The sequence below is a fragment of the Moritella sp. JT01 genome (genome assembly GCF_001574435.1).
GTDB lineage: Bacteria > Pseudomonadota > Gammaproteobacteria > Enterobacterales > Moritellaceae > Moritella.
In genome coordinates, this window is the sequence record NZ_LOCN01000018.1 from 115,000 (window position 1) to 126,624 (window position 11,625).

The window sequence follows — 11,625 nt, forward strand, 5'->3', positions numbered from 1 at the left end:
AGTTCTGATTGTTGATCAGATTAAAAATGATCATGGAGGCCTCTTAGCTAGTACCGATGACACCGACTAACGATTGTATTATTTCATCATTTAAAAATATATTATGACCACCTTCAAGCTCCCTTGATTGAACTTGTTTACCTTGAGACTTTAGCGCTTTTTCATAATTGAGGCTCAAATATGGCTTAGCCGTTTCGTCTTTATTCCCAAAATAAATATTAATTTTAGTATCATCTGAAATTTGGCTTACTAAATCTATTGGTGAACTAATGCCTAAGTCCCCTTTAAAACCCTCATATTTAGATATTTTATACATGTCAGCTCTCCAAGCCGGTATATTACAAGGGCAAGAAACAATAAATGCATGATCAACAAGCTTGGGATATAAAGATATTAATTTAGCGCTAATCGCCGCGCCGCCAGAGTGCCCAGCAAGAATAACCTGACGAGAATTGTAATATGATTTTAAACTTTTAATTGCTTTAGCAATTTGTTCAATTCTTATATCATCGTAGTTATCTCCGATAGCGTCACCTCTTATACCGTCTGAAACCCGAGATAAATGATCCATATAACCAGGACGAAGCATTCCAATGCTGACCACATTTTCTGATCGTTTTGAAACCGTTTCTGCAAACCGATACTGATATGAAGGATTGTTAAAAGGTGCGTCACCATGTAGCGCAATAACTAATATAGGGTTGTTTGTCATATTTTTACTTTTGTAAGTCATAATTTTAGTCGAAACATCATCAACAATAACCTCGTCATAAATAACACTATTTTGTGCCATCGCGCTATTTACACATAAGATCAGTAACAGTAATAACTTCATATTCAAAAAACTCCATTTATTTAAAATAAAATAGCAAAGATCAAAGTGCTAAGCACATCGACGATTTTAACCCTAGATCAAAAAAACCTCCGGTAAAGAGGTCTAATTGACTGTACAGCTACAACAAAACCTAATCGCGTTTAAAGTTTAAAAACCTCTACTGATTTGTTTAAAGAGGTTGCAATATTTGATAGTTCCTGTGAGCTGAGCGTGTTTTTTTCAGAGCTATCAAATGTCACTTTAGCGATATCATTGATGCCTACAATATTCTGATTAATCTCTCCGGAAACTAATTTTTGTTCTTCGGCTGAAGTGGTAATTTGATTGTTCATATCCTGAATGATTGAGATTGAATGACGAATTTATTCTAAGTTTACATATTTTTCAAGTCCAAACATTGCTTGATATGCATTGGGTTATAACTCATTAATTCGAATTCAACAAAGCCATCATTTCTTTCTTCTCTGTTTAATCTTAACCACTCTTTTCTGGCATTCATATGAACAAAGAAGGTGTATTTTCTTGACATAAAACGCGCCAAACCTACTACTTAAGATATACATCACTCTATATGTGTAAGCCCACATAGTCAAAAAATAATATAGCGACTATCATAAGCAGTTAAATAAACAAATAAAACTGTATGGTATCATCGTTTCTGATTAAAAATGCAGGCAGAATGGCGTCGTTAAATAGATAGAATAAGTAGCTTATTGGACTTCAAGTCCTACTAGATCACATTAAGGTTGATAAGATCGCAGAGTTCTTCAGTGTAGAAAAACGCATAACGTGGTTTCCCTAAATCGAGATGATGTGATCTCGATTGTAAGGATAAATATATTTATGAATGTAAAGATTTGTATTGGTTTAGCCACGACAAACGCTTACATTTCAAACATTGAATAGGACTTAAAAAAACCTATAATCACCCTATTATTATTTAAGGAGTTTAAAATGAAAAATTTATTAGTACTGTCTTTTCTTGTTCTCGGTTTGTCTGGTTGTTCAGGTATTCGTCAAACTGACGCAACGTTTGATGCCCATGCAGAAAATGTAAATGTATTATTTATGCAGTTCCCTGGTGGTGACACCCAAGAACGAGCAATGGAATTAGCGCCAGAAAATTCTGAAATCGTAACAATCAAGTCAACAGTTTCAGATACCTCATCATTCCTTGGTGTACTAAACCGCATCATTGGTGTTGATCAAACTAAAATCGCGGGCGTAATAAAATAACAAATCAATTTCTTACATAGAAAGTGAAATAATTATGTTATGTAAGATCAAGATTATGGTTCGCTACGTAATAAAATATAGCGAACCAATTCCCACCAATCATTATCCCAAGCGTAGCTGATACGACCCAAGACAAAAGCAAACAACCTGTCGTATGACTCGCGATTATATTAGCTAAAAATACAATTTGTAGTGTAAAACATCAATTTACATCTGGAACGAAGAAAAGGCATTGCATGGTTTATTTTAAAATAACATTTATCATTACTTTTATGATTAGCATCTTCATATTGTATAACTGGGTATTGGATACTGACGCCAATTAAAGTGAGATGATAATGTACATAACGACTCTAGGTAAAATATAAGTTCTTCAGCATTCTATTTTTGTATTATGGAGTCATCGTGATTGTTCGGTCTTACTCAACATTTTCAAAAGATAATCCGTTTTATCATAAACTACATATCATTTCTTTATTGATCATAACCTTGTTTTCGGCCTATCAATTATTGGAATTCAACCGCATCATTTTTACTTTAGGTTTTTTTTTCATTATGCCTTCGCTAGTACTGCTATCTAAATCATCAACGTATAAAAGAAAATATTTAAACTAAATTCAATTTCTAGACTCTTTGCACGTCCAGTGTAAGCCACGTGTTTTTGTGGCTATAACAGTATATGCATCAGTACGCCCACCAGAATAATAAAAATCCGCTCTTAAAACGATGGGCTCGCTTGTCTTCTGGAAAGCCCAAAACTGACTGCATACAACCATGTCTCACGTCGGATAGTTTTGCTTTTATCGGATTGAGTTCTAGCTGAAGACAAACTACTTGCTCAGTACTAACCTTATTTATTTTTCAGTTGATGACTAAAATAGTGCAGAATTATCTAATTGGTTATGAATAGAGCCTGTAATAATTCGCTACGTGAGATTTAGCGAACTAACACATCATGTCAAGTAAATTAAACTACCAAAATTAAAAGTATTGATAGTTGTTTACTGCTGTTTACTGCCGTTTACCAACTCTTGGGTTATATTTGTACTGAGTTTTACTTTTATTATAAGGAAATTTTATGAAAAATGTTTTAAAACTAGCTGTCATCGCCCTTACTTTCACGGCTCTTTCTGGTTGTACTGGTAGTACCTATAACAAAGAAAAAGATTGTTCAGCTGATTACCTTCTTGTTCCAGCGCTTTCTATACCGACAATGATTGGCGCTTGTGACCCTTAATGCTGTAGAGGCTATAAAGTCATAACGCATACTATGTAATATGTTAGTTTGCTATGTGAATGCTAGCGAACTAACTCCCACCAGTCATTATTCCTGGCACGTAGCTAATGTGCCATCCAATATCCCTATAAGATATTATGTCGTGATGACATGATAGTTATGACTAGGTAATATATATCGGTCTTTAGTCTCGTCTATATCAAGGTTGATATATTTGCCGCTTCTTGCGACGGCGAACAGTACGACCGTAATGAACGGCTCTTCATCATTGGGAGTTTATTTATTTGCCCTGGAATTATATTTCTAAATAAAAACAATATGATTAACTTCGTTGGAACAAACCTTAATCTAAATTATTTAACCAGGAGTGATAATCATGAGTAACTTACTTAACCAAGCAAAAACTATCTACACTGTCGCAAAAGACACTGCAAAAACATCTGTCACTGCTGGTTTTGGTGTTTATGGCACTATCCTTGATCAAGCATCAAAATCATCAGATAAAGCAACGCAACTTTTTGAATCTCTTGTTGAACGCGGTGCGCAAGTAGAGCCTAAACTAAAAGAGCAAACGTCTGCAATCTTTGCTAAAAAAATCACGTTAGAATCAGTTGAAAATAAAGTGCAAAGTATCACTAGCCGTTTGACTGGTGTTCAAGGTTCAAAATTGAGTGAAGTAGAAAGCAAAATTGACCAACTGACTACGCTGGTTAGCGAACTAAAAACGACACCTGTAAAAGTAATTAAAGCACCAGCAACTGCTGAAGCATAATAATACTTTAACTGTCGTGGTTAATTGAAATGAGCCTCCTGACTGGAGGCTTTTTTGATCTAAAGATTAACCCCCTAAGCGAAGGTTTTAATTTAAATATTTTCTCTTGTATGTTGATGATTTAGATAGCAGTACTCTCAATTACCCAAATCTGTTCACCCTAGTCAATCGCAACTAATCAAATGAAAAAGAAGATACCAATCTGACATGAAAGCCGATTCTGAGAAAGTGTGCAGTCCTGTTATTTCTTTTAAAGTCCTGTCAATCATTCACAAGGACAAGTATACCGCTGATTTTATTTAAAGTCCGCACCCCGTAACTTCAGCTGTGCTACCTCTTATTCTTTCGCTATTGTTGTAACGATGCTTAAAGTTGGCAAATTTAGTTTTTGTCATACGGTTTGACGTGAAAGCAGCTTGTAATCCTTCTTCAGCTTCCGTCGTAGCCAGTCCATCGTTAGCCACTAAATGTTGATACCAAGCATTAGCATTAAGTTCTTCTTCGGTCATCGTTTTTCCAAAATAGCTTCTATTTTGGGGTAAATAAGCAATTTCAGCACTTTCTATTTCAGACCATGATGCGAGTTGTTCACTAAACAAAGGAGAGCATGATTCACAAGGGATCTGGTTTACATAGACGGTTAATTCTCCACCTCGAACAATTTTACCACTGAGCATGTCTTGTTCAATACGCCTCATGGCTTTGATCTCGGCGTCGTTTGCTCTGGCAAAAGAAGCAGCTCGGAAATAGCGCCCTGTTGCTTCATATTCCTCTTCTGTTATTTTACCGGTCACCAAGGTTTCATTGTCTCTCATTTGCTGCTCAATAAGGTCGTTAAAAGACGCTTTATCGACTTCAGAGATGGTACTCCCGGCTAACGGTGTTTCACCACTGAAAGAATGATATACCTGAGTGACTGATTTATAATTTCGGGTATATCGATATTCAAACCGAGCAATAGATTTTTTGGTAATCTGGCGAAGGGCTGGGTCTGCTTCTGCTTTAACAAGTACTTTATTACTCTGTGCTAGTTTTTGCTGAAGAGCCTGACTAAAAGAGTCGACAACGCGATCTAAAGTACTGTTTAGGTAGCCGGGTACGAAGCTGTCTGCACTCGTTACTTTACTTATGTTGACCTGAGCTGCCAGCGTTGATAGCGACAGACTCGATAATATTAACCCTAATAATACTTTTTTATAATTCATCATATACTCCACGTTATTAAATCTCGGCTTCACAAAATTCAGTTAAAAAAGACTCTTGGCTGAGTGCCATTTCTTCTTCAGTCCATACTTCATCAGCAACAAATTCAGCAGCACTCGAGCTCGTAAAAAACTCAACCGTCGCAAGTCCATCCATCAGTAATGCAATAGGCATTAGTATTTCAAATAAATTATTTAGAAAGCTTGTTTGACGATAATCATGAGCTGGTTTTGGCACTATAGCCTTAGCATACTCAGCGCTATACCATGACCATAAACTTCGGTCTGTCATATCAACAAAACATTTATTGTTGGTATTTTCTGGGCCTCTATAATGATTATCAGATGAACACGGATAATCAATATAGCCGTATCGGTCAACCATCGCCGATGACAGGCGAGCTAGACGGTAATGAGTACGAAGGTAATCATGATTTGATTCGTACGGCATAATCTCAACTTGCAACGTACTTGTAATGACCTGAATTAAGTACTCGCGGTCACTTGGCCATATACTCTGAAGACTATAGAAATCGTTCATAAAACGGTTAACAACCTCCATTCTTATGCCATTCTGTTTCCATTGATCTTGTGGAATTCGCTGACTTTTATTCCGCACAATTTGCACAGCTAAGGCTAGCTTCGAAATAATAGTGTGAATGTTGTAGCTGTAACGCTGACTTTCATAACTAAACATCTGATATGCATGATGAAAAATATCGGGGTCGACTTGTGCTTTTACCACACTTGCCCTGACGGCCTCGGGGTCATTGTTGTAAAACGATGAGCCGTTACCATCCGGGCTAGGATTAAGCTGTTGCGGTGAAAAAGTTTGCGGTAATGCTTTGGTGAAACCGGCTTCTCGAGTGAGAAGTTTGTACGAGATTGAAGGCCTTAAAGACAGACTATAATAAGTTTGAAAATCCTCCCAAGCATTATGCCAAGCTATATTATTTAAAACCCAGCTATTGTCTGTCCGTAATTCAGAATAATCTGATTCAGGACTTTCAAGAAAGATCTGCTTAAGTTGATTATCGGAAAAACTCATACCTTTATCATTAAAATGAAGTGCTTTAGTAAAAGTATCAGCCCGCATTTCCGATGCCTGAACCGTGTAGCTTACTAGCCCCGAGAACAGTAATGTGAAAAAAATTTTGTTCATAATTATCCTATATTTATGGTTTATATTACCTAGGTTGTTAGGCGTAAATTAACTTATCCGATATATCACCATCTGGTCATGCTTGCGCTAGCGATCCTTGCAGCCGCTTTACACTAAACAACATTAACTGACACTGATTTACATTTAAAATAAACTAAACATGATCAAGTAAAAACAGTGGAATAAGAAAACAGTGTTTACATAAACAGAACGATTCGAAAATGCAGAGGTGATAGTCCGAATGCGCTGCGTGCTGTGGGCACGAGACGGGATAACTGCATTCAAAGCCTGATATTTGAGGGTCCCATTAAACCGCTAGGATTCTTTGGTGGGAATTTTTTATTTGCTTAACCAAGCAAAAACTATCTACACTGTCGCAAAAGACACTGCAAAAACATCTGTCACTGCTGGTTTTGGTTTTTATGGCACTATCCTTGATCAAGCATCAAAATCATCAGATAAAGCACCCGCAACTGCTGAAGCATAATAATACTTTAACTGTCGTGGTTAATTGAAATGAGCCTCCTGACTGGAGGTTTTTTTGATCTTGGGATAGAGCGCGAACAGCTTGTTAGAATTGCAGATTACCACTCTGAATTGACCCTAAATTGGGAAGGTGATTACTTGGATATTCTGGTGCTATAACGAATACAGAGTCATGTATCTATTGTTGATACCATAACGTATTCTCATCTTTCACCAGGGCATTTAGGTTTAACTCACTAGCGTATACTTATACTTCACCAGCACTATTTAATATGGGCTTAATCAGTTTCGTTTCATCGCGAAATTCAGGCGTAAATAAAAGTATATCTCCTTAAAAACAAACGATTCTAGTTTATCACTCGATAACAAATGATATTAATACTTCTTTCCACTCCAATATAAATGCTTACAAAAAAATTATCGACATCACAAAATAGATCAACTAATTTGTTCAAAGCTAGCTCCTTGTTATTGTACGTTTTTGAGCGACAGATCTAGCTTTTAGCTCCATTTATTAACCCGAATTGCGGTTATCTACTTTGTAATAATATTTTAAGGTAAGTTCAAATGAAAAAGGCGAGCAAAGCGGAAGTGACCAAAACTTATATTCACCCCGATCACTACACTCCAATTACAGCAGCATCAGAGAGTTGCCGTTTTACTGTCACATTCCGTGAGACAGGAGAGCATTCTATAAAACGCATTGGTGAAGGAGCGCCGATGAAGGGACATGATATTCTTGCAAAAACAATTAAAGAAGGGGCGATTTCAAGTGCAGCGGCATATAAAGGGAGTGGTAATGCAGCCGTACGAGAAGCTCTAATAAAAAAACTCAAAGATGCTAAGTTGTTAGGTTATGCTGCGCGGTGGGATAATACTGATGGTATAACGGGTATTTATACCTCTTTAACTGGTGCAGAACGAGCAGCTGAGCTTGCGAAAAAAAAAACCGTACTATATAAGGTTGCCTCTATTGATCTCAACAATTTAGATCTTGATGATCTAAAGAAAAAACTGTTCCGCAATGGTGAGAGCATTGCCTTTACTGGTGATTACGATATTCATGATATGCTCACACACTGCGGCGGTCGTCCTCGGACAGTATTACAAGGAGACCGTAGTATTCATTGCTTATCAGAAGAAAAGAAGATTATACAAGCGATAAATAATAAGATTCTTAGCCTTGATATACCACGAGTAAAAGTATTTTTAGACAATGATCCAGAGGGATATAAAAAATATACAAGCGCTATAAAGAGGAAAGGAATCTCTAGAACGAAAATGCCAGGTAATCATTTTTTTAATGATTACCTTCCCATTCGTCATGGTGCACAGGTTAATTATATGGATCATATGATCGCTAACGAACGAGATAAAATTGGACAGGAGTGTTTGTTCATCCAACCAGTTGCTGAACCATCTTTCCCTCTTGCAGCAGTTACCTGCGGAAACTGGTACATCATTGAAAATATTAATCAGCTAAATACCTTCTATACGTTTATTGGTGCTGTAATAAAAGAGAGTTGGCGTGAAGATGGCAGCCGTGAGTTCACAGAAATAAAGGGAAAAGACAAAAAAGTTAAAGTTATGCGACGTTCAGCTAACCTTAGGGTGGACTTAAGAGGAAATGCATATGGTATAACACGACGTGTACCACCAGGTACTTAATCTACGTATTCTGGTGCTACAGCGAATACAGAGTCATGTATCTATTGTTGATACCATAAAGTATTCACATTTTGCACCAGAGCATTTAGGTTTAACTCACTAGCGTATACTTATACTTCACCAGCACTATTTAATATGGGATTAATCAGTGTCGCCTCATCGCGAATTTCATGCGTAAATAAAAGTATATTTCCTTCAAAACCAAATGATTCTAGTTTCTCACTCTGATAACGAGTGATATTAATGCCACCTATAGGGTTACCAATCATTGGAAGTATAATTTTATTGTAAATATCAGCGATAGTTTTCTTAGAATCTACATCTAATTCTTCATCTGAGTAACAGCCGATCTGAGCAAGCTTAACCTTATCCAAAGGTTCATTATATTCTGTATTCTTATATGTAAACGTTAACCGATATGAAGCCATTTTACGTTCCTTATATATTTATGGTTCAAATAAAATATGCGGGTTAACACTGTAAATTTCAAGCCCTTGATATGAGAATACCAAGCATAGGGAATAACGCTTAAATTCTTTATTATATTTCTAGCTTTTTCCCCAAACTTCACGTATCCCCAAGCTAGAAAACCCCACAGATTTACAGTTTCTACTACTTACACTGTCAGGCATTACATCCGTTAAAAACACCTCAACGCCCATTTCTGTAGCATCCTGTATTCGAGTACTCAATAGTGCCTTTTGGCAACCCTTACCACGATAGTCCTCTTGCGTATATGCGTTAGCCAATATGGCATAGTCATTATCAATGAAACTCGTTGCCCAGGAGCAAACATCACCATCCACTTTTGCAACATAGCAACGAAACGTGTCAGTACAATATAGAGAGCGTTTTTGAGCCCAAATTTCATTTGAGCACTCCAAACCGGACGTTTTGAGCAATGTTAAAAAATCATCCACTCTATCTTCCTCCCATCGCTCAACGACAACTGAAGTTGGATTACGTTGAGTCGATACAAAGTCTGACGAAAGCAAATGGAGGAACTCGTGATCAAAGATTGTCTCAAAACCTTGGTTTGATAACCATGCTTGTAGCTCACGAGTGTTAACAGCAGGCTCTATACAGATTTCGGGTGAGAATTCAGAGCTATATAGCTTCAAATAACCTTCTATCTTTTCAAAGTTACAAGTGGTCCGAATGATAATTTGATTATCATACCGACGAGTTTTATCTACAAATATAGCGTTCTCTTCAGATTCCGACATGTACAATTCGCTAGGTAAGCCGGTCGATAGCGTCCGCTTATTATTAAAACGAAAATATGAATTATATGCGTTTTGCATTCTCTTATTCTGCATTGTTCCCTCAATATAGAATTAAATATGATACCTCACGAAGAGGAAAAAAGTAGTTGGCTATAATAGTGAATCGGAACAGAGCCAACTGTTCCATTTTGCAGTTATTGTTATGTGAAAAAACATGACCCAGCTTGACTAATAAGCTGAAATTTCATTTCTAAAAAGATGAATACTGCAATAACTAATACAGCAATAATCGTCCCAAACACCAGCTTTTTTATCAAAGCTCCCATGAGTAAGAGCAGTGTTCTAGAAATCCTACGAAATAGCAAAAAAATTATTCACAAGGCTTCGTATACAACTGATTATATTAGATTTTAAATTTATAGAAAAGGAAAATAAGACTTTGAACTGACAAACTGAGACTTAACACTAAAAAATAATATTATGATTTATGATTTATGATTTCGAAAGACGGCGTATTCGATACATATGGAAGGGCTACCATAAAGATAGCTGGTTACGATTCATCGACGATATTATGCCTGCTGGTTCAAGCAGAGAATATGCGTTTACTTGAAGGCGCTCGTGTACCGTCATTATGGTTGCCAAGGTTTGATGTTTATATCAGTGAAAATCAAATGCAACACTGTGGATTAGAGTCTGTCTATTCAATCCTTAACGAGCAAGCTGTAAGACCATTATTACATGGCGACGACTCGCAAGGCTTATTCAAAAAATGACCAAAGACGAATACTTCGGGAATACTACAACGATGTTAGATGAATCAAATGGCATCGCTAATTTTGTCATTGAATGGGTGCGTCGTGATTTACTCAATATAGCGTTTGGTAACTCTGATAATCATGGACGTAATACCTCATTCATCAAATCAAATAATACAGTCACACTCGCCCCGATTTATGACTTTGCACCGATGAAAGCCGACCCAGAGGTTATCAGTCGTAGATTTACATGGGGGCATAATATGGAACGAGGCGGTAATTATAATTTCCCTCTCATAGCTGAACACCTTGAACAATGGGTTAAACCAGACGAATTACTTAACGCGTTACAAGTAACAGCAAAACAACTCATTAATTTAAAAGCACGCTTAGAAAAACGTGGCGTACCAGAATCAATCATCAATTATAGCTCTATTGGTTTTGCTAATTTAGACACTAAATTTAAAAAATGGGGGTTACGAGCATGATCGAAGCAGAAGTTAAAAAAGCGAATTCAGCCGGTAGAAATGCAATTGTAAGCAAGCGCGTTAACCTATCAAGAGAAGAGCGTGAAGCCTTAGTTATTGACGTAACGGTTCACATGTTAAAAGGGACGATGACGAAAGGTGAAGCATTAAAGCACCTAAGGTTAAAGTTGTTCTCAGTAAATCAAGCAGACTATGCAAAAATGGTTGGTATCAGTCGCAAGGCGCTCTCTGAAATAGAAAATGGTAAAGGTAATAACTAATTAGAACAGTACGACAGTGATGAACCGCTATTGAGCATTATTTATTTGCTCTGGTATTATTTTTCTAAATAAAATCAATATGATTAACTTCGTTGAAACAAACCTACATCTAAATTATTTAACGAGGAGTGATTATCATGAGTAACTTACTTAACCAAGCACAAACTATCTTAAGTGTCGCAAAAAACACTGCAAAAAAATCTGTCACTGCTGGTTTTGGTGTTTATGGCACTATCCTTGATCAAGCATCAAAATCATCAGATAAAGCAACGCAACTTTTTGAATCTCTTGTTGA

15 protein-coding genes are annotated in these 11,625 nt (G+C 36.7%); 9 read left to right on the forward strand and 6 right to left on the reverse strand.

Features of this window, described 5'->3' with window-relative positions:
- Positions 1 to 43: 43 nt before the first annotated feature.
- Positions 44 to 835: a S9 family peptidase gene (locus tag AKG98_RS14315; RefSeq protein WP_067047044.1), complete on the reverse strand. Its 792-nt coding sequence runs from the start codon at positions 833 to 835 to the stop codon at positions 44 to 46.
- A 140-nt stretch (positions 836 to 975) separates the two neighbouring features.
- The gene (locus AKG98_RS14320; protein WP_067047047.1) at positions 976 to 1,167 is read right to left on the reverse strand and encodes a hypothetical protein; all 192 of its coding nucleotides are present in this window, start codon (positions 1,165 to 1,167) and stop codon (positions 976 to 978) included.
- A 622-nt stretch (positions 1,168 to 1,789) separates the two neighbouring features.
- Here AKG98_RS14320 and AKG98_RS14325 point away from each other — a divergent pair.
- From AKG98_RS14325 to AKG98_RS14330, 3 genes are all read left to right on the forward strand, one after another.
- Positions 1,790 to 2,071, forward strand: coding sequence for a tRNA modification GTPase (locus tag AKG98_RS14325; protein WP_067047050.1), 282 nt, complete (start codon positions 1,790 to 1,792; stop codon positions 2,069 to 2,071).
- Positions 2,072 to 3,149: 1,078 nt separating this feature from the next.
- Positions 3,150 to 3,308, forward strand: coding sequence for a DUF4223 family protein (locus AKG98_RS21940; protein ID WP_083543974.1), 159 nt, complete (start codon positions 3,150 to 3,152; stop codon positions 3,306 to 3,308).
- A 376-nt stretch (positions 3,309 to 3,684) separates the two neighbouring features.
- Complete coding sequence (locus AKG98_RS14330; RefSeq protein ID WP_067047053.1) at positions 3,685 to 4,080, forward strand: hypothetical protein; 396 nt, start codon at positions 3,685 to 3,687, stop codon at positions 4,078 to 4,080.
- Between the two features lie 299 nt (positions 4,081 to 4,379).
- On the opposite strand, the gene AKG98_RS14335 is transcribed toward AKG98_RS14330, so the two are convergent.
- Both AKG98_RS14335 and AKG98_RS14340 read right to left on the reverse strand, forming a co-directional pair.
- Complete coding sequence (locus AKG98_RS14335) at positions 4,380 to 5,288, reverse strand: hypothetical protein (RefSeq protein WP_198155532.1); 909 nt, start codon at positions 5,286 to 5,288, stop codon at positions 4,380 to 4,382.
- A gap of 13 nt (positions 5,289 to 5,301) precedes the next feature.
- Entirely contained in the window at positions 5,302 to 6,444 is a 1,143-nt protein-coding gene (locus AKG98_RS14340) for a hypothetical protein (protein ID WP_067047059.1), read from the reverse strand.
- A 328-nt stretch (positions 6,445 to 6,772) separates the two neighbouring features.
- Between AKG98_RS14340 and AKG98_RS22295 the strand changes: the two genes are divergently transcribed.
- From AKG98_RS22295 to AKG98_RS14345, 3 genes are all read left to right on the forward strand, one after another.
- Positions 6,773 to 6,931 (forward strand): hypothetical protein, encoded by a 159-nt coding sequence (locus tag AKG98_RS22295; RefSeq protein WP_157534138.1) that lies wholly within the window; start codon positions 6,773 to 6,775, stop codon positions 6,929 to 6,931.
- Between the two features lie 29 nt (positions 6,932 to 6,960).
- A complete protein-coding gene (locus AKG98_RS22875) occupies positions 6,961 to 7,089 on the forward strand; it encodes a hypothetical protein (protein WP_255358639.1) in 129 nt (42 codons plus the stop codon).
- A gap of 408 nt (positions 7,090 to 7,497) precedes the next feature.
- Positions 7,498 to 8,598: a hypothetical protein gene (locus tag AKG98_RS14345; RefSeq protein WP_067047062.1), complete on the forward strand. Its 1,101-nt coding sequence runs from the start codon at positions 7,498 to 7,500 to the stop codon at positions 8,596 to 8,598.
- A gap of 110 nt (positions 8,599 to 8,708) precedes the next feature.
- On the opposite strand, the gene AKG98_RS14350 is transcribed toward AKG98_RS14345, so the two are convergent.
- Together AKG98_RS14350 and AKG98_RS14355 are read right to left on the reverse strand one after the other, a co-directional pair.
- Positions 8,709 to 9,026, reverse strand: coding sequence for a hypothetical protein (locus AKG98_RS14350; RefSeq protein ID WP_067047064.1), 318 nt, complete (start codon positions 9,024 to 9,026; stop codon positions 8,709 to 8,711).
- Between the two features lie 120 nt (positions 9,027 to 9,146).
- A complete protein-coding gene (locus tag AKG98_RS14355; protein ID WP_198155534.1) occupies positions 9,147 to 9,824 on the reverse strand; it encodes a GNAT family N-acetyltransferase in 678 nt (225 codons plus the stop codon).
- Positions 9,825 to 10,318: 494 nt separating this feature from the next.
- Here AKG98_RS14355 and AKG98_RS22300 point away from each other — a divergent pair, with 494 nt between their 5' ends.
- From AKG98_RS22300 to AKG98_RS14365, 3 genes are read left to right on the forward strand one after another with little or no spacing between them, the layout of a single operon-like run.
- A complete protein-coding gene (locus AKG98_RS22300) occupies positions 10,319 to 10,600 on the forward strand; it encodes a hypothetical protein (RefSeq protein ID WP_157534139.1) in 282 nt (93 codons plus the stop codon).
- Entirely contained in the window at positions 10,597 to 11,070 is a 474-nt protein-coding gene (locus AKG98_RS14360) for a HipA domain-containing protein (protein WP_067047069.1), read from the forward strand. Before AKG98_RS22300 ends, AKG98_RS14360 begins: the two co-directional genes overlap by 4 nt.
- Positions 11,067 to 11,330: a helix-turn-helix transcriptional regulator gene (locus AKG98_RS14365; RefSeq protein ID WP_067047072.1), complete on the forward strand. Its 264-nt coding sequence runs from the start codon at positions 11,067 to 11,069 to the stop codon at positions 11,328 to 11,330. The genes AKG98_RS14360 and AKG98_RS14365 overlap by 4 nt, the downstream gene beginning before the upstream one ends.
- Positions 11,331 to 11,625 lie beyond the last annotated feature (295 nt).